Source organism: Neisseria sp. 27098_8_139 (genome assembly GCF_041433195.1).
Classification (GTDB): Bacteria; Pseudomonadota; Gammaproteobacteria; order Burkholderiales; family Neisseriaceae; genus Neisseria; species Neisseria subflava.
In genome coordinates, this window is the sequence record NZ_JAPWBA010000002.1 from 236,679 (window position 1) to 258,029 (window position 21,351).

Here is a 21,351-nt window from a genome sequence, read left to right on the forward strand (position 1 = left end):
ATCAGCCTTCCTTCTCAATGGTTTCCAGCACCTTGCGCAACAGCGGGCCGTATTCGTATTTACCCGGGCAGACAAAGCTGCACAAAGCGAGGTCTTCTTCGTCCAATTCCAAGCAACCCAAAGCCTGCGCGCTGTCGGTATCGCCGACGATTAAATCGCGCAGAAGCAAGGTAGGCAGGATGTCCAGCGGCATTACGCGCTCGTAAGTACCGATGGGAACCATGGCGCGGTCGCCGCCGTTGACGGCTGTCGTGAACTTGAAGAGTTTGTTTTTCAGGAAATGACCGAGGGTTGTACGCGTAATCGAGTATTTGTCCGGTTGCGGCGCAACCCAGCCGAACAGCTCTTTGCTGCGGCCTTCTTCGATAACGGAAATCTGATTGTGGTAGCGTCCCAAATAATCATGCGCGCCTTGTGCAATCGCGCCGTTCAATACCGAACCGGAAATCAAGCGGTTGTCTGCGTCAACCAATTCGCCGGCGGTAATTTGCGACACCTTCGCGCCCAAAACGGTACGCAAGAGGCGTGGTTTGTTGACTTGAGAGCCACCCAAGGCAATTACGCGCTCGATGTTCAGACGGCCTGTTGCAAACAAACGGCCAATGGCAATCACATCTTGATAATTGATGGTCCAAACGGTTTTGTTCGCACCGACTGGCTCGATGAAATGAATGTGCGTGCCACTCAAACCGGCAGGATGAGGACCGCCAAATTCATGTGTTTCGATGTTGGCAGCGTTTTCAGACGGCACGTCTGCGCCGGCTGCTGTACACACATGGATTTTACGTTCGGTCAGGCGGCTCAATACCAGCAGGCCGCGTTTGAAGTCTTCGGCGGCTTCTTTGATGATGACCGTAGGATCGGCAGCCAGTGGATTGGTGTCCATCGCATTGACGAAGATGGCGAACGGCTCGGCATCGACGGCAGGGATTTTGCTGAACGGACGGGTGCGCAGCGCAGTCCACAAACCGGATTGAATCAGGTTGCGACGCACTTCTTCGCTGTTCAATTTTGCCAGCGCTTCAGGTGCGTAGCGTTCGAACTCGATTTCGTCGTTGCCTTCAACGGCAATCACGACTGACTGAAGTACGCGCTTTTCGCCACGGTGAATAGCGGCGATTTTGCCTGAAGCCGGAGCAGTAAATACTACGCCCGGATTCTTTTTGTCTTCAAACAGCACTTGGCCTTTTTTGACGGCTTCGCCTTCCTTGATTTTCATCGAGGGGCGCATGCCGACATATTCTTCGCCAAGCAACGCGACTTCGGTAATGGCCGGGCCGTCATAAATGACTTGCTCCGGTCTGCCTGCGATAGGCAGGTCTAAGCCTTTTTTTATCTTAATCATAAGGATGCGTTACTTTTTGGTGGGTTGAGATTCGGATGTCGGATTGTTTTTTTCAGACGGCATGTAATGTTTTGAAACAACGGATGGGCCGTCTGAAAAAGCAGAGGTTTGCTATAAAAACAACGAATAAACGCAAACAACAAAGCTTTAGATTTTATCAGGTATAGGCTGCTTTATGTCAGTTTTACGCTTATTTTTACGGGAAAAGTGGGAAAAAGTAGGAATGTGTAATCGAGTGTTAAGGGAAATAATTTTTAACTGATTGATATTTAAACGCTATATTTGATGATATAGCTAAAAATAAAAGGCCGTCTGAATTTCATACGGCCTCTAAGTTTAAAAGAGCTGCCAAACGAAGAAAACCATCGTATGCAGGGCAAACAGCGGTACCAATACAATTACCGACCATGCCATGTAGCCGAAGAAGGAAGGCATCGGCACGCCGCGTTGTTCGGCAATGGCTTTTACCATGAAGTTCGGCGCATTACCGATATAAGTGAGTGCGCCCATAAATACGGAACCCATGGATACTGCCAGCAGCGAATGGAACAGGTGGCCTGTCATCAAGGCTTGGGCATCGCCACCGGCCATATTGAAGAACACCAAATAAGTCGGCGCGTTATCCAAGAATGCCGACAAAATGCCGCTCATCCAGAAATACATTACATTAATCGGATTGCCTGCCGCGTCGTGAACCAAAGAAACAACGGAAGCCAATGCGCCTGTTTCACCGGCTTTCAAAATCGCCAAAACAGGTGAAATGGTAATGAAAATACCCAAAAACAGTTTGCCCACTTCGGCAATCGGCTCGAAGTTGAACTCATTGCCTGCGCGTACCTGTTTGGGCGTAATAATCCAAGATACGGCGGTCAAAGCCAGCAAAATGCCATCGCGCATCAGGTTTTGCAAGGCGTAATGGCTGCCCAAGATTTCAAAGCCCGGATGATTTGGTTTCCACAAACCGGACAGCAAAACCGCGCCGACTACGCCGGCCAGTAACAGAAAATTCCATTTGCCGTAAATTTTGACTTTTTCTTCTTCATCGGAAGGAGCGGGAGCAAGGTGCTCGCTTTGTTCACGGTTGAAGTGTCGGCTGTCGATGATGTAGAAAACGGCCAGCAAAATCACAGAACTGATCAATACAGGCATCAGCATGTGTTTGACCGTCCACATGAAATCTACGCCTTTCAGGAATCCTAAGAACAAAGGAGGATCGCCTAAAGGAGTCAGACCGCCGCCGATATTCGCCACCAAGAAAATGAAGAAAATCACGATGTGAACGCGGTAGTGGCGTTTATGGTTGGCTTTCAAAAGCGGACGAATCATCAGCATCGCCGCGCCTGTCGTCCCCATGATGGACGACAAAGCCGTGCCGACTGCCAACAGGGTTGTGTTCAATTTGGGCGAGCCGTGCAAGTCGCCGCTGACAAAAATACCGCCTGAAATGGTATAGAGTGCCAAAAGCAACAGGATAAAGGGGATATATTCTTCAACCAACGCGTGGGCAACGGTATGTACGCCGGCTCCGAAACCAAAGGTTACGATAAACGGCGTTAAAAACAGCAGCGTCCAAAACGCTGTAATTTTGCCGAAGTGATGGTGCCAAATATGGGAGAAAAACAGAGGCCCGAGTGCAATAGACAAGAGAATCAGTGCAAACGGCAGACCCCAAAGCAGGCTTGCGGATGAGCCGTTAAAATCGGATGCCGCAGCAGGAAGGGCGGCAAGAAGCAGTGAAAATGAGAGATAGCGCATGGTATTTCCTTTTTATTCTGTTGCGCCGTTAGGAATTTCGTTGAGAAAGCACGGCGGTGAAATATTCAGGCCGTCTGAAAATATCCAGACGAACTGCGCGGTTGTGTCAGGGGAAAGTATAACGCAAAGCAAGTGTTAAGGGACGGTTTAGAGTGTTGGAATCAAAAGAAATGCTGATACAAATAAAGAAATAAAAGCGATGGGAGTAGTTGGAAGTAGTAAAAAAATGGTTTTGAAACAGGAGCTTGAAACCTTGAAAATAATACTATCGAAAAAATGTTTTGAATTAATTTTAGCTAAAATTTACATTTAATTGAATAAATGGAGGCCGTCTGAAAAATGAGGGTTGAATAGTGTGTTTTAGTTCTTACTGATTGTTTTAATGGATAAATTGGGTATGAAAACAAAAAAAAACAGGTAAGCAAAAATGCCCACCTGTTTTAATTTATGCTTCCGGCCGTAACCACATCCACACAGCCACGCAGCTACAGAAGACTGATGATACTGCACCAATCCACCAGCGTTCTGGAAATTGCCAAAACATAAACAGGCAAGAAAGGGCCATCATGCCGATAGCGAAGAACTTTGCCTTGCGCGGTACGGCGCCATTATTTTCCCAGTTTTGTATGATCGGGCCGAAATGGCGGTGATGATACAGCCAATTGTGAAAGCGCGGCGAAGCCTTTGCCCAGCAGGCGGCGGTCAATAAAATGAAAGGCGTAGTCGGCAGTAATGGCAGGAAAATGCCAATAATGCCCAAGATGAGCGACAATGCGCCGCAAAAAATCAACAAATAGCGAACCATATTCCCATCACCAATTATTTGTTTTCAGACGGCTTGTGATGTGGAAATGGACAACGCGGAATGTCTAATTTATCCCAGCCCTCATGCCCCATTTTTTCCAGCAGCGCGATATTGCGGTCGAAAATTGCCGAGGCATCAGGAAATGCTTCAGCCGCTTTGGCAATACTGTCTTCACGAATCAAATGCAAGGTCGGGTAGGGCGAGCGGTTGGTGTAGTTGCTGATGTCGTCGGCTTCAGTGCCTTCAAATTGAAAATCAGGATGGAACGGCGCAATTTGGACAATGCCTTCCAATTCGTTTTCTACAACCGCATCGTCGGCAATTTCCAGCATTTGGTTGAAGGTTTCAAAATCAGGGAATAGCGTCGGATGAACCAGTAAAGTGGTTTCCAATTCCGAAGCGGGTGTATTGCCCAGAAGCTGCAATTCACGATCCAAGTCCTCAAGGAAACCGTCCAAATGACGGGCTTCGCTGACAACGATGCGAACCAGGTTTTTAACGTGCGGCGCTTTGGCAAACGGGCAGAGATTCAGCCCGATAACGGCTTTTTCCAGCCATTGTTTGGTATGTTCTGAAACAGTATCGATATCGAGATGGGCAGTGTCAGTCATAGCAAAAGCTTATGTGAATTATTCTTAAAAAGTATACAAGTGTATGGATGTTAAAGCAAACCATTGGAATTTAAAAGGCCGTCTGAATAACAGACGGCCTTTATCAGTTTCAAATCATTAATCCTGAACCAAATGAACCAAAGGCAGAGCGGTCGTGTTTTTAATTTCTTTCAACACAAAACTCGATTGCGCATCTTGCACGCCGTGGTGCGAAAGCAGCGTGTCCAAAACAAAATGGGAAAACGCGTTCATATCGGTAAAAAACGCATGGAGCAGATAGTCGGTTTCGCCTGTTAAAGCAAAGCAGCTTAATACTTCCGGCCAGGCGCGGACAGATTCGGAAAAATCCTCGCGCGCATCTTTTGCCTTGCTAATCGATACACGGATAAAAGCCTGCAAGCCCAAGCCCAAAGAAACGGGAGAAAGCTGGGCCGCGTATTTTTGAATAATGCCCGCATCTTCAAGCTGTTTGAGACGGCGCAGGCAGGGAGAAGGGGAGAGCGCCACCTTTTCAGAAAGTTCAACATTGCTCAACCGCCCATTTTCCTGCAAAACCTGCAGAATCTTTAAATCCGTTTTATCCAAGTTTAGATGAGGCATGATGGTTCTCCCAATGTAGGTAATGTATGTTTTAAAAATGAAAAATGCTTAAAAATAAAGACTTGTATGGTTAAATTATATATTGAGTTCAGATAGGCGACAAATTGTCTTATAAGGAGTGTTGCGAATTTGTTTTATGTAGTGGTGAAAAGATGAAGGCCGTCTGAAACTAATCAAGATCAAAGTTTTATGTCATATTAGGATTGGATATAAAGAGGCCGTCTGAAAATGAATTTCAGACGGCATTTATTTTCGTAATGTGATCATTCAGGCTCTTAATGACCGTGTTTTGGAGAGTTTTGTTCTTTTGCTTTGATTCGTTTTCCGCGTTTGTATTTGGCTTTGTTTGGGGTGTTTTCTTCGCAATGTATTTTTGTGTTTTTCTTAGGGTATATGCTTGGTTGTTATCCGTTTGAGTTATCGCGGCACATGGCGGGAACCATCATCGGATCCAGTGTTCCGCCGCATCGCCAGTTGAGCAACCAAGTCGAATCGTTATTATTTCGATAAGGGGTCAGGGTCAGGACTTTGCCTTTGTTTTGTCCTTTATCGAAAGGAATGCTGATTTTGCCTGTATCTGCTTCTACAGTTACGCCACCGTTTTGGATGTATGTGCCGCCGATGCTTTGAGCGATAACGCCGATTGCGCCTTGTTTGCTGACATCCTCTGCATTGGGCAGGCGGTTATTTACCGCTGAGGCAATGCTGATTTCGGTTTTCAGGTCGTCGGTAAGGTATATTGCTTCGGAGGCTTGCGCCCTGCCGATATAGTTTTGGTAGGTAGGCACGGCGATAACAACCAGAATACCGAGGATGGCGATAACTATCATCAGCTCAATCAGGGTAAAACCTTTTTGGGTTTGAAATGGGGTATTCATTTGAGTGTATCGTTTTCAAGTTTTTTTATTTTTATAAAGCAAATCCCATAATAATCTTATGGGATTTGCTTTTATCTGAAAAGCTTATCTGAAAATGTGCTGTTTATGTGAAAATTATGGATTATTAGGGAGCAGCAGGAGGAGTAGGAGCAGCAGCAGTAGGAGTATCAGCTCGGCAGTTAGCAGGCAAATGTTTCTCTTCACCTTTATCTTTAGTACATGCCCACTCGATTGGTGCTTCAATATTATTTGAATCTTGGCTTGGGGTCAGAGTAAATTCAGGATCGTTTTTTGCTCCAGTATCTTTAGTTACAACTTTAATTACACCGTTCTTTTTAATTTCAATACTTTTAACGTACTTGGTTTTTACAAATTTATAACCACTATTTTCAGCAGTAACTTTGCTCAATCCACCAAGTGCTGCGGAAGTTTCATATACGGCCAATTTTGCAGGAGCTGCGAGGCCTAAGCCTTCAGCTACTTTAGCGCGGACGGTGTAGTCTTGGTATGCAGGCAGAGCGATTACGGCCAAGATGCCCAAGATGGCGATAACGATCATCAATTCGATCAGGGTGAAACCTTTTTGGATTGCTTTCATTGTTTAAAATTCCAGTTTTAAAGTGTGAATAATTGTGTTTAAGTAAAAAATCCGTAATGTGCTTGGCACTATGTATTATGAGTAAACCATAAGTAAGAAGGAATATACAGCTTCCGTCGGGCTTGCTGCTTTGAGGCTTGGGCCTTATCGGATGTGTTGTTACAAGCAGTCTGTGTGCCAAGTGCGCAAAATTGATTAAAAATTTTATTTTTTATTTTTTATTCATTGTTTTTATTTGGTTTATTTTTTAATTTTTAAGTTTTATGAGGTTTTGTTTGAAAGTTTCAGGATTTTAGGGAATTTGGGTGGTTGACGTTTTTTGTCAGTTTTGTGTTTTTTGTGACAGGGAAAGGAGGCAAGTTTGGGTGTGTGACGTTTTTTGTCAGAAATTAAGCTTGTTCAATAATATGTTAATTGGTTTAGATGGGCGGTGATTTTTTGGATTAATCGGTAGGTTTAATATTTTGTGATTTTATTTTTTTGTTTTTTATAGGTTTTATTTTGTATACGTATTTTGTTTGAATATGGATGAGGAAAAGATTTGGAAGGAAGGATTTTTAACGAGGGTTTGGTATAATAGGTGAATGAAAATTTGTTATTAGAATTATATTCATTTGGATTATGATTTTAGAATGTAGTTTTATGTCAGAGCAATGGTCTGTTTTGAATTTTAAAGTTTTGGATTTCTTGAGTGTTTTAAAAGAGTATATTCAGGATGTTTATATTTTTGGGTGTGATTAGGGTGAGCAAAAAATGCTCACCCTATGTTTTTAAGATGTTCAGACGGCCTTTATGGGGTTAAGACTTCGACCAATGCCTGCTTTAGGGTGTTTTGGATTTGCGGGTCTTGTAGGGATGGGCTGTAGGTGATGAAGCTATCCTCAATACGCTGATCCAAGGTGGTGATTTTGGCGTAGCGCAGGCTGATGTTGTGTGCGAAGAAGGTCTCGGCGATGTCGGCGAGGAGGTGGGGGCGGTTGACGGCGGTGATGTCTATGGTGTGCCAGCCGGGATAATCTTCTTCGGGGGTGATGATTACGGTAGGTGGAATGGGGATGTGGCGGATGCGGCGGCTGATGTGCGGGCGGCCGCTTTGTTTTTGGACGGTGGTATTGCCGTGGATGAAGCTGTTGAGTTCGGCTTCGAGTGCGCTTTGGCGGTCGGGATATTCTTCGGGCGGGAGATTGTCGGGAAGTTGGAGAATAAAGGTGTCAAGGATGTAGTCGTGCTCGGTAATAAAGGCACGGGCGGCTTGGATGTCGAAGCGGTGGCTGCTGAAAATGCGGCAGAGGCGTGCGAAGAGGCGGTCGCCATTGGGCATGAACACCATGACTTGAAGGCTGTTGCTTTGGGGAAGGATGCGGCTGCGGACGGCCGGACTTTGGGTGTCGTAGGCGAGGTTTGCGGTGTGCCAGAGGATTTCCCGCGTTTGATGGCGGACGTAGTATGCGCTGCCGAGGATGCGGCGGAGTTTTTGTTGGTTTTTGAGGGGAACGGCCGCATGCGTGAGCTGATCGGTCGAGGCTTGTTCGCGTCGGTTGGGGAGGCGTTCGGGATCGTGGTGTTTGCTGTTTAAAACGGCGGCGGTGCTGTGGTAGAGGGTTTGGAGCAGGCTGGCGCGCCATGTGTTCCAAAGTTTGGGGTTGGTGCCGCGGATGTCGGCAATGGTAAGCAGGTAGAGTGCGTCGAGGTATTCGCGTGTAGGAATACGGCGGCAGAAGGCTTGGAGGACATGGGGATCTTGGATGTCTTCTTTTTGGGCAACGGTGGACATGAGCAGGTGGTTTTCAACCAGCCATGCGAGGAGGTGGCTTTCTTCTTCGGTGTAGTAGTGGTTGGCGGCGAATTGTTGTGCGTCTTTGATGCCTTCTTTGGCGTGATCGCCGCCACGGCCTTTGGCGATGTCGTGCAACAGGGCGGCGGTGTAGAGGACATGTGGTCGTGGGTAGGCCTGCATGATGGCGCTGGCCTCGGGCATTTCGTGGCTATGGGTTTCGATGGCGAGACGGCGCATATTGCGGACGACGGTCAGGATGTGGTCGTCTACGGGGTAAATATGGAAGAGGTCGTGTTGGAGCAGGCCGGTGATTTTTTCCCATGCGGGGAGATAGCGGCCAAGTACGCCGTAGAGGTTGAGAAAACGGAGGGTTTGGGTAAGGCCGGTGCCGTGTTTGAAGAATTGGATAAAGCGGCGGCGGTTTTCTGGATTTTGGGTAAAACGGGTGTTGATTTTTCGTGTGGCCGCCCACCATGCGCGCAGGGTTTGCGGCTCGATGGTGGTGATGTTTTGCTCCTGCATGGTTTGAATAATGGTGAAGATGTGTTCGGGATTTTGTTCGAACAGGGCAAGGTCGTTGGTGGCAATTTGGTGGCCGATGCGTTTGTAGTGGCTGTCGATGGGGTGGATATGTTGGGGATGGCTGGAGGTTTGATGGTTTTTGAGAACCGGAATAAGGATGCCGTTGAGTTGTTTGATGGCTTTGGTGGCTCGGTAGAAGGTGTGCATCAGGGCTTCGCTTCTGCCGCGGATGTCGGGTTGGGGATAGCCTAAGCTTTCGGCGACTTGGGACTGGTAGTCGAAAAGCAGTCTGTCTTCGGGGCGGTCGGCGGTAAGGTGGAGATGAATGCGGATGTTGGCGAGACGGCGGTAGCCATGAGCCAGCATGCCGGCTTCAGTGCGTGTGAGGACGCCTGCGGTAACGAGGGCAGTGGGGTTGCTGTCTATGCCTTGTGCTTTGGCTGTCCAGATAAGGGTATGGATGTCGCGCAGGCCGCCGGGGCAGGTTTTGATGTTGGGTTCGAGTTGTGCGCCTGTGCCTTGGGATTTGGTATGGCGTTGCTCCATTTCGAGGAGTTTGGCTTCGATAAAGGCGGCTGTGTCGCGACGTGTGTTGAGTTTGTTTAGAAGTTGGGCGGTAAGGTCGGCATTGCCTTGTAGGTGGCGTGCTTCAAGAAAGGCGGTTTCGCCGGTAATGTCGTTTTGGGTACTTTGGAGTATTTCTTCTATGCTGCCGCTTTTGATGGCGGGATTGAGGCGTGCGTCCCAAAGGGTTTGGATAAATTGGGCGGTTTGTTGTTGCAGGCCGTCTGAAAATGGGGCCGAGGAAATAATCGCTAAGTCCCAGTCAGAATGGGGGTAGAGTTCGCAACGCCCGAAGCCGCCGATGGCAATGAGACTGATGTCGTCGCTGTCGGGAAAGTGGATTTGCCAGAGGGTTTGCAGCAGGGTTTCGGCAGCGGCGATATGGTCGCGGAAGTAAACGGTAGGGCGGTTGTTTTGGCGGTAGGCGGTTTCTGCTGCTGCTTTTTGCTGCTGGTAGGTTTGGATGGCTTGTTGGGCGGCGGTCATAATGATATCTGGCTGTGAACTAGGCTTGGGTGTCGGCAGGCTCGGTCATTTGGCGGAGCATCTCTTGCGGCGGAAGAAGGAGTTTGTAAGGGGCGATTTTGAGTGCGGATGCGATTTTTTCGATGTTGGAAAGGGCGATGTTCCAGCGTTTGCGCTCGACGGCGGAGACGTAGGTGCGGTCAAGTCCGCATTGGCGCGCCAGTTCTTCTTGCGACCAGCCGTGATTAACGCGGTAGAGGCGCATGTTGTAAGCGATAACGGCACGGAGGTCTTGCGGATCGGGCAGGCTTGGAGGGGGAGTGAGTTTGTTGACCATGGTATTTTGAGTTTGTGGTTTGAACGATAAGGAGATTTTATACTATTTTTGTGAGGGGAAAGGAAAGGCCGTCTGAAAGTTTTCAGACGGCCTGAGACCTTTGCAAAATTCCTTTTCCCCCGACAGCCGAAATCCAAACACAGGTTTTCGTTTATTTCCGCTCCTAATTACTCCTGATTTTACCCAAATATCCCCTTAATCCTCCCCGGACACCCGATAATCAGGCATCCGGCCGCCTTTTAGGCGGCAGCAGGCGCACTTAGCCTGTTAGCGGCTTTCAATAGGTTCAAACACATCGCCTTCAGATGGCTTTGTGCACTTACTTTGAGCAGACCAAAATAGACTGCCCGGGCGTAGCGGAATTTACGGTGCAGCGTACCGAAGCTCTGTTCGACCACATAACGGGTTTTTGATAAATATCGGTTGCGTTTGGTTTGCGCTTCCGACAGCGGATGTTTGCGGTGGGCTTTGCGCATAATACCGTCCTGCAGCCGATGCTCTTTCAGATGTTGCCGGTTTTCCTCACTGTCATAGCCTTTGTCGGCATAGACGGTCGTATCTTTGGCTATACCTTCCAGCAAAGGCAACAGATGGTTGCACTCATGGGTATTGGCGGGGGTGATGTGCAGTTTCTCGATATAGCCTTCCTCATCGGTGCGGGTATGTTGTTTGTAACCGAGTCTGTAGAGGCCGTTTTTCTTTATCCAACGGGCATCGCTGTCTTTACTCGGTGTGGTTTGGCCGCTGACTTGTCCTTCCTCATCGACTTCTATAGCCTGACGCTGTTTGCTGCCGGCGGTCTGAATAATGGTGGCGTCAATGACGGCGGCGGATGCTTTCTCTACTTTTAAACCTTTTTCGGTCAGTTGGCAGTTAATCAGTTTTAGCAATTCGGACAGGGTGTCGTCTTGCGCCAGCCAGTTGCGGTAGCGGCATAAGGTGCTGTAATCGGGGATGCTCAGTTCGTCAAAACGGCAAAACAGGTTGAAATCGATGCGGGTGATGAGGCTGTGTTCGAGTTCGGGATCGGAGAGGCTGTGCCATTGTCCGAGCAGGACGGCTTTGAACATGGACAACAGGGGATAGGCGGGACGGCCGCGGTGGTCTCGGAGGTAACGGGTTTTTTGACGATTCAGGTATTGTTCGATCGGTTGCCAATCAATTACTTGATCCAACTTCAATAGTGGGAAACGGTCGATGTGTTTGGCAATCATGGCTTGTGTGGTTTGCTGGAAGAAGGTACTCATGAAAAATCCCCTAAATGTCTGGGTAGGAATTTAGGGGATTTTGGGGAATTTTGCAAAGGTCTCCTATTGCCTTGATGCACGGTTGCTTAGGTTAAAACTTCATCTCCAAAGTCAGGGTGTAATTTCGTCCCGGTGCGGCGTAGCGGTTATACCTGCCGACATTATTGTGCCTATTGACCGCTCCTTCGGCAGTCTGCCTTACAGACTCCCAAGTGGTATACCGGTAGTTGAAGAGGTTATACACGCCTGCGCGCAGGGTCAGGTGTTTCTTGATATTGTAATATCCGGAAACATCCGTAACATGCCAAGGCCGCGTCCGCCGTGATGCTGCTTTTTTAGCATTGGCATTACCGTTCAACAGCGCCTGGCTGCCTAGCAGTTCGTCAACAGATTTTGCCTTGGAATAAGTAAACATCGTATTGATACCCCATATTCCGTCAGGATGGTCGTAACCCAAACCCAATACATATCGTGAAGGTTGGACGGCATCAAAGAGATATGAAGTTACAAACGTCCTGTCGGCGCGTATATCGGCATCTTTGACCTTGATGCGGTTATAGGCAAGCGTGGAATACAACCCGTCCGGCAACCCGCCCCATACACCGTGCCAATCGATTTTACCCAAAATATTGATACCGGCTATCCGTGCATTTTGAGCATTTCGATATCCGGGGTCGCCAGAAGCCGAAGTTTGCCCGTTTTGAGTTCGGGTTTCATAACCGAATGCAATCAGGTCGCGATAAGCATTGTTGAAATAGCTGGCTTCCAAATTGCCGAAGTCCCCTTTAAATACAATACCTGTCTCTCTATTAAAGGATTTTTCCGGTTTCAGATCCAACGTTTTCAAAGACTCCCCGGCTCTCCAGCCGTACATTTCGGCAAACGACGGTAGACGGAAGCCCGTAGAAGCGCGATAAGTCAAATCCATCCAGGTGAAAGGCTTGAGGACTACGCCTGCGTTCCAAGAAAGGTTGCGGTGAGTGCCGGTAGAGACACTCTTATCTTCCGAATGCGTACTGCGATAATCGTAACGTATGCCTGCTCCGACATCCGCCCACCTGCCCAAACGAACATTGTCTTGAACGGCTGCATAATAACCGTTGCCGCCGATATTCCTCGGTGTGCAGTCTGTATAGGTGTTATTGCCGAAACGGCATATCGGCGATGTATTGACCGTGGTCTTGCCGATAGACACCCAATACGGTTTGCCTTGGCTTCCGTTGGGTGACTGCGCCCCTTCCGGGATTTTCGATCCATATGCCTGAACTGCGTTTTGAAGATAATAATCGCTGTGGGACAATTGCGACTTAAAGCGGTCGTACCCTAGATTGATACTCAAATTGTGACGGATTTTGGCCGTATCAAATGCCTTTTTAAATACTGCTTGGAACAGGTTTCGGCTTTCTTCATAAATCATCCGGTCGGATTTATAGAAGGAATACGGTTTATTGCCGTCGGGACGGCAATTTTTATCCGAACCGTCGTGAGAGCAATGCGTCTGCTGCAAACGGTTGTCCAAATCTATACCTTGCCGGTCATAAGAAAGTCGGGCGTAATCGGCCCAGGTATCCTTGTCAGCATTATGGTAAACATATTCGACCCCGTACCGGTTTTTAGTATGGCGTTCATCATAAAACACGCCGGTACCGTAACCGATACCCTGCAATGTACCGCCCTCTCCCTGAACAAACAGCCTTTCGGCCTTATTATTGCCCGAATATTTGCCAAAGCCGCTCGGCGTACCGTTTCTCCGGACACTTTCATTCAGATCGGCCTCGGTAAAATAGGCAGGAACAGTCATATCCCGTGTATCAAAGGTCTGCTGCGTACGTTCAAGAACGGCTCCGACATAATGGCGGTTGTCCAAATGCCAACCCGGTCGGAACAGCCATGATTGGCTGCCATACTCAAGCGGGTCCGCAAGGAAGCGGCTGGGGCCGGTATAATCCTGCGTGCTGACGGTTTTGCGCTCATCTTTGGCCAAAGCATCTTTTTTCGCATTGTCTTTACAGGCCGCATATCCATTGGAACATTCCTCTTCGACAATGAAATTTGCGTACGGATGGGTATCCTCGACCGGCATCAGCCGGTTGAAACTCTGCACACCTTTACCAGCATCTTTATGCGCATGGATTTCCTGCCCCCGCCGTTTAGTATAAATAAGGAGGGCTTCCGCGCCGCCGCTGCGTCCTGCAAGCGCAAGGGACTGTGTCAGGGCATGGTCTTTTCCAGAATAGGCAGTTTTACTCTGAATGCCCCACTGTTTTCCCTCTCCGATAATGTCGGCTGCGGTTTTGGTTTGAAATGCGACCGAACCTGCCAATGCGCCGTTTCCGTATTCTGATGAATTCGAACCCTTGCTGATTTCAACGGCCTTAACGTTTTCATACTCAATTTCATTGATTGCGCCGCTGCTGCCCGCCGTCCTCGTCCCACCCAATGCCGCCTGCGCGGTGTAGGACTGTATTTGCGAAACGCCGTCTACCGTTAAGGAAACGCGGTTTTTATCCATGCCGCGTATTGAATAGCCGGAACTTGCGCCCCGACCCTGTTCGACCACGGCAATACCCGGATCGTAACGGGTCAGGTCTCGGATATTCAAAACCTGTTCTTTACTTAGCGTCTCGGAAGATTTGACCAGCTTGCCCAGCCCGGTTACTTCGTTATCACGGCGGGTTTTCTGTTTTTTCGCATTGACCTGCACGGTATCGAGCTGCTTTTCCCACACTTGTCCAGACGGTAAAACATCCGCATAAGCAGGCAGCGCAGTCATCAGCGACAGGCATAAAATATTTAATCGGAACAAATGTTGCTGTTTCATATCATTTCTCTACTTACTGCCTTCAGACGGCATTTAAAACCGATATGCCGTCTGAAGAACTTTCCTCTGTCAACCGGCAGCCCAGTTTACCGGACAAGCTGTTGGCGTTTCGTACCGAATACCACTGCCGCCTTGCCGCTTTCTCCCTCCAATGTATTTCCGGAGAACGATCCGCCCATCTCAATGGCGGTTTTGCCGTAGAAGCCGCCGGACACATCTGCACGGATATTCGTCCGTTTCGGATCGATGGTATTTTTCGGATCTAATGCAAAGCCGTTTTCACCGGTTTTCGCCACACCTGAAAAACCGTTGCCCTGAATCGTGGCAGTGATGGTGAATACGGGGGCAATGCGGTCTTTCGCCGTCAGCATACCGTTGAGGGTTTTCTCGGCAAAATTAACTTTAAACTCCGCCCGGTTACCGCCTTCCTTATTGGAAGGTTCGGCACTCCAGCTCGTACCATTAACAATAGTACCCGACCATGTACCGCGATATACCGCCTCTCCCGCCGTTACAGGCATATCGGAAACCGGCGTACGGCTGCCCTGCAGGAACATATCGTGCGAACCGCCGTGTTCCAACACCCCGAAATGCAGGTAATCCAAATTGGAGCAGCATACCGACACCTTCACACCGTCTTTCTCAAATACATGCTGGAATGCCGTCTGAGTGCCTTCGGACGGCACAAGCGCAAGCTCTACGCCGTCAATCAGCAGTTTGGCCACGTTGCCAAAGCTGTCTATCTGTTTTTTCACAAAATCCGCACCGATGCGGTAAGCGTCCATAAAGGTTTCAGCCAATGGTTTTTCTGCACCGTCTTTCTGTTTCGCGCTGAATACGGCAAGCACTTTCTTATCGTTTGCCAAAAACTTGCCGCCCAACTCATCGCCCTGAGGCCCGTAGAAACCACCTTCCAGACTATCAGAATCAGAAACAAAGGGATGACCGTTCCCAGTATCTTTATCTGCAGCCAACGCCTTACCTTTGAAACGGTTACCGTGCAGGTTAGCCTGAATGTCGTAACGTTTAATTTGTTTGGCTTTATTTTCGGTTTCGTTATGGGTAATCCGGTTATTGCGGTAGAGCGCGCCGGTCATGGTCTTGGCGGCGAAGTCCACCTCAAACTCGCTGGTCAGCCCAAAATCGGTCTGACCTTCCGGTGCCTCGCTTTTATTGCGCAACACATCCGCTTCCTCGGCAGACAAAGCCCCGTACCTATCGCCCGCTTGCGAATTACCCAACTGGGAAAACTTCTGTTTTTCCTTGGCATCGGTTACATAATCCCAAGTGCCTTTGTAAATCGACTTGCCCATCGGCAGAGCTTGGGAAGGATTGCTGCCTTTGTAGAAAAGGTAGCCGTCCGCGCCGGAAAGGGCGATATTGTTTTTGAAATCGATTTTATTGGCACCGTTGCGGTAGATATAGCCCGAGCGGACATATTGGAAATCCGTGTATCCTTCCACACGGCTTTTGCCATCGCCCGTTGTGATGGATTCGTTCAGCGTACCCTTATCCATCGCAAAAATCTCATTCTTTTGGGGAAACTCACCCGGCTCACCCGCACCTAATTTCTCCCAATCCGCTTCTGATAATGCCTTATGATCTTCTTTATTTTTCGGGTGCCAGTTCCGACGCGGTATTTTGGCTGCAAAACCGTAAACCGGACGGTCGTTTTCCGCCGCCTGCGCTTCATCGGGTTTTGCCGGTTTTTCAGTCTGTTCGTCTTGGTATTTCGGTGCTTCGGACTGCGGGTTGTGCTGTTTCGTTTCCACGCTGTCCAAATCGAAACTGCCGCCACCCGCGCAGGCAGAAAGCAGCAGCACAGGCAGGATACCGGCTGCTTGGGCAATAAGTGAATTTTTCATATCAACTTTTTTAAAAATGATAATAGTTTATATTTTATTAACTTAAAATGTAATTTGCAAACATTTTCTGACGTACCTTCACAAAAAACACCCGCACATCCTTACTCCGGATATGCGGGTGTTTGAGCAAACCTTGACTAACCCAAAGACACCATTTCAATCTGCTCCATCGTTCTACTTAGAAAACGTTCGCCTATCATTCTGAATTTCAAAGGAATATCGCTGACATAAAAACGATAGTCGGGATTATTGTTGTCAGTATTGAGAAATCCCTCCTGCGCAAGGACGCGTGCTGTTTCTTCAGCCGTCGTAATTGCAGAATCAACCAACGCGACATTACCCGCCTCCCTACCGATTAAGGGCTTGAGCAAGGGAAAGTGCGTGCAGCCCAACACCAGCGTATCGATGCCGTCTGCAAGCAATGGTTTGAGGTATTCGCATACGGTCAGGCGGGTAACTTCATGTTCCAACCAACCTTCCTCCACCAAAGGGACGAGCAGCGGCGCAGCCTGCGTGCGGACGAGCGTATCAGGGTTGTTCCTATGGATGGCGCGCGCATAAGCATTGCTGTTGACTGTCGTATTGGTGGCGATAATGCCGATTTTATTGTTGCGCGTCGTTGTCAGCGCGGCTTTCGCGCCGGCGGAAATCACGTCCAACACAGGCATATTGAGACCTTTGCAAAATTCCCCAAAATTCCCTAAATTCCAACCAAGACATTTAGGGGATTTTGGGGAATTTTGCAAAGGTCTCGGCCTTAAAGAGGGTAGGTATAAAAAAAAGGGGGTGGCTTTCGGCCACACCCAAACACACACACATCAAGAGGAAAGAAAAATCATTTAATAAGAGAGCTGGCTCTTATAGAGGAAAACTGGATGATTCGGGCTTGACCCTGAAGCATTGAAAGGCATTATAAATGAAAATAGGGTTAGGGTATTGATACAGGTCAATTCGGGCTTGATTTAGAAAATATATTTTTAGGATAGTGGAAATAAATTAAAAATAAGGTTTGATTGTGAATAAAAGTCATTAGGCCGTCTGAAAAATGGGTTTCAGACGGCCTGATTGGTTTGAAGGCTGCTACTTAGTATATAAATAAAGTATTAAGCCAAACCTTTATCTTTGGCTTCTTGCAGGCGGGCTTCAAAGTTACTGAGGTTGACGCCTGCCTGTTCGGCTGCGGCAACTACTTCGGCTACAGATGCGCCGTGTTGCACTTGATGATAACCCCAAAGCAGGGAGCAGCGAGTGCCGGTGCGGCAGAAGGCAAGAATGGGAGCCGGAGATTGTTGCAACAGATTTTGGAAGGCTGCAACATCGGCTACGGTGATTTGAGGCGCAACGACGGGCTGGTGGGAAAATTGGTTGATGCCAGCCTCTTTAAACCAGTTTTGTACTTCGGCAAAAGCCGGTTGGTTTTCTTCTTCGCCGTCCGGGCGATTGCAGATGATGGTTTTGATGTCGAGACGTACGGCTTCTTGGACGTCGGCTTCGGTCAGCTGAGGGGCGATATAGAGGGTGTCGGTCAGTTTACGGATAGGCATAGTTTTTCCTTTCTTTATATTAAATGGATATGTTGATTTCAGACGGCCTAGGAAGTGGCAGGCCGTTTGAAGTTTTATTTAATGATTGTACAACCAGTTTTCGAGTTTTTGGCGATCGGTAATGTGCAGCAGGGCAGTATTGGCTTCTGCTGCTTGAACTGTGATGCTGGTTTCACGCAATAGGCCTTGGCGGAAGAAATGGATGGTGGTGCGCGTGCCGATAGGCAGTTTGCCCCACTGCGCTGCAAGGTCGTTGCAGGCATAGCCGCCTAAGGCGATGATTTTATCTTGCGGGCAGAGTCCGGCATTTTCTGCGCTACCGCCATTAAATACATGAGTCAGGACGGCATGATCGCTGTTTTGTTTGAAACGTGCGCCCAAATCGTTGGCTGGGGCAACCGATTGGGGTTCGCTTGCAAATGCTCCTCCGTGTTGGCGGGGTAGGGGGATAAAGTCGAGTTTGACACCTACGCTTTGCAGGCATTCTGCGAGCGGAAGATTATCGGTGCTGTATAAGGCCGTCTGAAAGAAGGTTTCTAAATCTAAACCGGTTATTTCTTGGCAACGGGTTTGCCAGTGTTTTTCAGGTATGCCTTGATGGGTATTACACCAGTCGCGATAGTGTTGCTGCATCACGCTGTCGAGGGTGTATTTGCCTTGGCTTTTTTCACGGATGATAAGGTCGAGGCAAAGTGCGGCCAGTGCGCCTTTTTGATAATAGCTGACGATGGCGTTGGGGCTGTTTTCGTCTTGTTTGTAGAACTTGTCCCACGCGCTGAAACTGGATTGGGCAAGTGATTGTTTCAGACGGCCTTGTGTCTGCTGTACGCGTGTGATGCCTTGTGCAAGCAGGGTAAGGTAGGCTTCGGGGCTGATGGTTTGGCTTCGGGCTAGAAAGAGGTCGTCGTAGTAGGAGGTAATGCCTTCAAATGCCCAAAGTTGCTCGGTGTAGTTTTCTTGGTCGAGGTTGTAAGGTGCGAATACGGCCGGTTTGATGGATTTGACGTTCCATGCGTGGAAGTACTCGTGGGAGAAAAGGCCGAGCAATTCGGTATAGGCTTTGTCGGCCTCGTCCATATTATAGGGTGGCAGACTGTGGCGGTCGGCGAGTAGGGCGGTGCTGCTGATGTGTTCCAGCCCGCCGTAGAGGTTGTCGCCCAGATGTAGTAAGAAAAGGTATTCGGTAAACGGGGCAGGGGAGGGGAACATCGCCAACTCGGTTTCGCAGATTTTTTGAATATCGGCGAGGAAACGGGCGCGGTCAAAATCGGGATAGATGCCGCTTAATGCAATACAGTGGGGAATGCCTTGTGCTTCAAATTCGAGAAATTCGATGATGCCTGTTTCAACCGGGTGGTCGATAAGCTCGGCGTATGAGGCCGTCTGAAAAGTGGTCGCCGAAATTTGGGGCAGGGTTGTGGCTATTTGCCATGTGTGTGGCAGGGTAGGAAATTCGACTTGGTGTGGTTGTTCCTCTTGTCCGTGGACTTTTAAGAATAGACACGCGCCGTCGAAAAAGCCGCGCTCGGTGCTGAGGAACGAGCCGCGAACGGATAAGTCGAATGCGTAAACAGTGTAGTAAATTTCCCACGCTCCACTGAGGGCAGGGGTTTGCCAATGGTTTTTGCTGGTTTGTGTCAGTGGCTGGGCTTTGCCGTTGCAGCGCGCGCTGATGTGTGTGATGTGGCGGGCAAAGTCACGGATGAGGTAGCTGCCGGGAACCCAGTTGGGTAAGCTGATTTCTGTTTCTGAATCATTGGTTTGAGTGAATGATAAGGTGATGTGCCATTCATGAGACAGAAAGTTGGGAGTAATTTTGTAATTAATCATAGCTATTGGTTAATTTGCTAAAGTTTATTAAGAAGAAGGGGTTTTAAGGGGGGAGCTTAATCTATATCAATAAAACTGTATGAAAAAGGGGGCTTGAAAAAATACCCTATCCGATTTAATGCGTATGTTTTAATAATTTATTGATTATAAAAGAAATGAATTTATGTCTTGCTAAATATTTTATGCAATGTGGAATGTAATTTTGCTTGGCATGTTGTGGTGTCTATGTTAAATTTAGAAAAATTTGAGCCTTGGCCGTATTGCGCTTTTCGTAAATGCAGGGGTTGGGGTGAGATAAAAATTTTTTATACCCATAATTTATGGAGACTTCCATGGACACACAAACTTATAACTACAAAGTGGTGCGCCAGTTCGCCATCATGACTGTAGTTTGGGGTATTGTGGGCATGTTGGTCGGCGTTATCGTCGCTGCCCAGCTTTTTGCTCCGGCCCTCGATTTATCCAATATCGGACCTTGGTTCCACTTCGGCCGCCTGCGTCCTCTGCACACCAATGCGGTTATTTTTGCATTCGGCGGTTGCGGTTTGATCGGTACATCATACTACGTTGTTCAACGTACATGTAATACCCGTCTGTTTGGCGGTTGGCTGCCTGCATTTACCTTCTGGGGTTGGCAGGCCGTTATCGTGGCTGCGGCCATCAGCTTGCCTATGGGTTACACCCAAGGTAAAGAATACGCCGAGTTGGAATGGCCTATCGACATTTTGATTACGCTGGTGTGGGTTGCCTACGCCATCGTATTCTTCGGTACGATTGCCAAACGTAAAATCAAACATATTTACGTTGCCAACTGGTTCTACGGCGGCTTTATCTTGGCTGTTGCGCTGTTGCACATCGTCAATAATATCAGCATCCCTGCCGGTTTGATGAAATCTTACCCAGTTTACTCTGGTGCGATTGATGCGATGGTTCAATGGTGGTACGGCCACAATGCGGTGGGCTTTTTCCTGACAGCCGGTTTCTTGGGTATGATGTACTACTTCGTACCAAAACAAGCAGGTCGTCCTATTTACTCTTACCGCTTGTCCGTTGTTCACTTTTGGGCTTTGATTTTCACTTATATGTGGGCAGGTTCTCACCACTTGCACTACACCGCATTGCCTGACTGGACTCAATCTTTGGGTATGGTATTGTCTTTGATCCTGTTCGCACCTTCTTGGGGCGGTATGATCAACGGTATTATGACTCTGTCTGGTGCATGGGACAAACTGCGTACTGACCCGATTTTGAAATTCTTGATCGTATCTCTGTCCTTCTACGGTATGTCTACCTTCGAAGGTCCGATGATGTCTATCAAAACTGTTAACGCTCTGAGCCACTACACTGACTGGACTGTTGCACACGTTCACGCCGGTGCATTGGGTTGGGTAGGCTTCGTAACCATCGGTTCCGTTTACTATATGATCCCACGCCTCTTCGGTAAAAACGAAATGTACAGCACCAAATTGGTTGAAGCGCATTTCTGGATTGCAACCATCGGTGTGGTTCTGTATATCGCCGCGATGTGGATTGCCGGTGTGATGCAAGGCCTGATGTGGGGTTCTCTGAATGCTGACGGTACTTTGACTTATTCGTTTGTAGAGTCAGTTAAACGTACCATGCCTTACTACATGATTCGTTTCACCGGCGGCCTGCTGTACCTGAGCGGTATGTGTATCATGGCATACAACGTTTACCGTACAGCCATCAGTGGCAAAGCGGTTGATGCCGAGATTCCCGCGGTGTCTCAAACCCAGCACCACTAAAAACATAAGAAAAGGCTACCA

At 48.4% G+C, this 21,351-nt stretch carries 15 protein-coding genes and 1 pseudogene; 1 reads left to right on the forward strand and 15 read right to left on the reverse strand.

The features are described 5' to 3' along the window. Position 1 precedes the first annotated feature (1 nt). From O3660_RS03840 to O3660_RS03910, 15 genes and pseudogenes are all read right to left on the reverse strand, one after another. On the reverse strand, positions 2–1,345 hold the full coding sequence (locus O3660_RS03840) for a Na(+)-translocating NADH-quinone reductase subunit A (RefSeq protein WP_049352536.1): 1,344 nt from the start codon (positions 1,343–1,345) through the stop codon (positions 2–4). A 336-nt stretch (positions 1,346–1,681) separates the two neighbouring features. Then, positions 1,682–3,100, reverse strand: coding sequence for a sodium:proton antiporter (locus tag O3660_RS03845; protein ID WP_371464581.1), 1,419 nt, complete (start codon positions 3,098–3,100; stop codon positions 1,682–1,684). A 445-nt stretch (positions 3,101–3,545) separates the two neighbouring features. After that, positions 3,546–3,905, reverse strand: coding sequence for a YbaN family protein (locus O3660_RS03850; RefSeq protein WP_003684291.1), 360 nt, complete (start codon positions 3,903–3,905; stop codon positions 3,546–3,548). 14 nt (positions 3,906–3,919) lie between these two features. Then, positions 3,920–4,516 (reverse strand): DUF1415 domain-containing protein, encoded by a 597-nt coding sequence (locus O3660_RS03855; protein WP_049348269.1) that lies wholly within the window; start codon positions 4,514–4,516, stop codon positions 3,920–3,922. A gap of 117 nt (positions 4,517–4,633) precedes the next feature. Next, positions 4,634–5,116: an Lrp/AsnC family transcriptional regulator gene (locus tag O3660_RS03860; RefSeq protein WP_003684427.1), complete on the reverse strand. Its 483-nt coding sequence runs from the start codon at positions 5,114–5,116 to the stop codon at positions 4,634–4,636. A gap of 404 nt (positions 5,117–5,520) precedes the next feature. Beyond that, entirely contained in the window at positions 5,521–5,994 is a 474-nt protein-coding gene (locus O3660_RS03865) for a pilin (RefSeq protein WP_371464582.1), read from the reverse strand. A gap of 124 nt (positions 5,995–6,118) precedes the next feature. Next, on the reverse strand, positions 6,119–6,592 hold the full coding sequence (locus O3660_RS03870) for a pilin (protein ID WP_371464583.1): 474 nt from the start codon (positions 6,590–6,592) through the stop codon (positions 6,119–6,121). 790 nt (positions 6,593–7,382) lie between these two features. After that, on the reverse strand, positions 7,383–9,941 hold the full coding sequence (glnD, locus tag O3660_RS03875) for a [protein-PII] uridylyltransferase (RefSeq protein WP_070713479.1): 2,559 nt from the start codon (positions 9,939–9,941) through the stop codon (positions 7,383–7,385). Between the two features lie 19 nt (positions 9,942–9,960). Next, positions 9,961–10,257 (reverse strand): helix-turn-helix domain-containing protein, encoded by a 297-nt coding sequence (locus O3660_RS03880; protein ID WP_003680870.1) that lies wholly within the window; start codon positions 10,255–10,257, stop codon positions 9,961–9,963. Positions 10,258–10,496: 239 nt separating this feature from the next. Then, positions 10,497–11,504, reverse strand: a complete 1,008-nt coding sequence (locus tag O3660_RS03885) for an IS5 family transposase (RefSeq protein ID WP_107810936.1) — start codon at positions 11,502–11,504, stop codon at positions 10,497–10,499. A 91-nt stretch (positions 11,505–11,595) separates the two neighbouring features. Then, entirely contained in the window at positions 11,596–14,325 is a 2,730-nt protein-coding gene (locus O3660_RS03890) for a lactoferrin/transferrin family TonB-dependent receptor (RefSeq protein ID WP_070460052.1), read from the reverse strand. Between the two features lie 86 nt (positions 14,326–14,411). Next, complete coding sequence (locus O3660_RS03895; RefSeq protein WP_070460055.1) at positions 14,412–16,190, reverse strand: transferrin-binding protein-like solute binding protein; 1,779 nt, start codon at positions 16,188–16,190, stop codon at positions 14,412–14,414. Positions 16,191–16,327: 137 nt separating this feature from the next. Further along, a pseudogene (locus tag O3660_RS03900) lies at positions 16,328–16,861 on the reverse strand (glutamate racemase); the annotation flags it as partial. 432 nt (positions 16,862–17,293) lie between these two features. Next, complete coding sequence (locus O3660_RS03905) at positions 17,294–17,734, reverse strand: TIGR01244 family sulfur transferase (protein ID WP_070460058.1); 441 nt, start codon at positions 17,732–17,734, stop codon at positions 17,294–17,296. A 78-nt stretch (positions 17,735–17,812) separates the two neighbouring features. After that, entirely contained in the window at positions 17,813–19,564 is a 1,752-nt protein-coding gene (locus O3660_RS03910; protein ID WP_371464584.1) for a M61 family metallopeptidase, read from the reverse strand. Positions 19,565–19,896: 332 nt separating this feature from the next. On the opposite strand from O3660_RS03910, the gene ccoN reads away from it, so the two are divergent. Next, positions 19,897–21,330 carry a cytochrome-c oxidase, cbb3-type subunit I gene (gene ccoN, locus O3660_RS03915; protein ID WP_308887186.1) on the forward strand — a complete coding sequence of 478 codons (1,434 nt, stop codon included), beginning with the start codon at positions 19,897–19,899 and terminating at the stop codon, positions 21,328–21,330. Positions 21,331–21,351: the final 21 nt, after the last annotated feature.

What these genes read in the sequence shown, in the direction of transcription:
- O3660_RS03905 (WP_070460058.1), bottom strand. Translation starts at nt 17,734, where the DNA reads ATGCCTATCCGTAAACTGACCGACACCCTCTATATCGCCCCTCAGCTG.
- O3660_RS03880 (WP_003680870.1), bottom strand. Translation starts at nt 10,257, where the DNA reads ATGGTCAACAAACTCACTCCCCCTCCAAGCCTGCCCGATCCGCAAGAC.
- O3660_RS03885 (WP_107810936.1), bottom strand. Translation starts at nt 11,504, where the DNA reads ATGAGTACCTTCTTCCAGCAAACCACACAAGCCATGATTGCCAAACAC.
- O3660_RS03840 (WP_049352536.1), bottom strand. Translation starts at nt 1,345, where the DNA reads ATGATTAAGATAAAAAAAGGCTTAGACCTGCCTATCGCAGGCAGACCG.
- ccoN (WP_308887186.1), top strand. Translation starts at nt 19,897, where the DNA reads ATGGACACACAAACTTATAACTACAAAGTGGTGCGCCAGTTCGCCATC.
- O3660_RS03910 (WP_371464584.1), bottom strand. Translation starts at nt 19,564, where the DNA reads ATGATTAATTACAAAATTACTCCCAACTTTCTGTCTCATGAATGGCAC.
- O3660_RS03860 (WP_003684427.1), bottom strand. Translation starts at nt 5,116, where the DNA reads ATGCCTCATCTAAACTTGGATAAAACGGATTTAAAGATTCTGCAGGTT.
- O3660_RS03870 (WP_371464583.1), bottom strand. Translation starts at nt 6,592, where the DNA reads ATGAAAGCAATCCAAAAAGGTTTCACCCTGATCGAATTGATGATCGTT.
- glnD (WP_070713479.1), bottom strand. Translation starts at nt 9,941, where the DNA reads ATGACCGCCGCCCAACAAGCCATCCAAACCTACCAGCAGCAAAAAGCA.
- O3660_RS03855 (WP_049348269.1), bottom strand. Translation starts at nt 4,516, where the DNA reads ATGACTGACACTGCCCATCTCGATATCGATACTGTTTCAGAACATACC.
- O3660_RS03890 (WP_070460052.1), bottom strand. Translation starts at nt 14,325, where the DNA reads ATGAAACAGCAACATTTGTTCCGATTAAATATTTTATGCCTGTCGCTG.
- O3660_RS03895 (WP_070460055.1), bottom strand. Translation starts at nt 16,190, where the DNA reads ATGAAAAATTCACTTATTGCCCAAGCAGCCGGTATCCTGCCTGTGCTG.
- O3660_RS03865 (WP_371464582.1), bottom strand. Translation starts at nt 5,994, where the DNA reads ATGAATACCCCATTTCAAACCCAAAAAGGTTTTACCCTGATTGAGCTG.
- O3660_RS03850 (WP_003684291.1), bottom strand. Translation starts at nt 3,905, where the DNA reads ATGGTTCGCTATTTGTTGATTTTTTGCGGCGCATTGTCGCTCATCTTG.
- O3660_RS03845 (WP_371464581.1), bottom strand. Translation starts at nt 3,100, where the DNA reads ATGCGCTATCTCTCATTTTCACTGCTTCTTGCCGCCCTTCCTGCTGCG.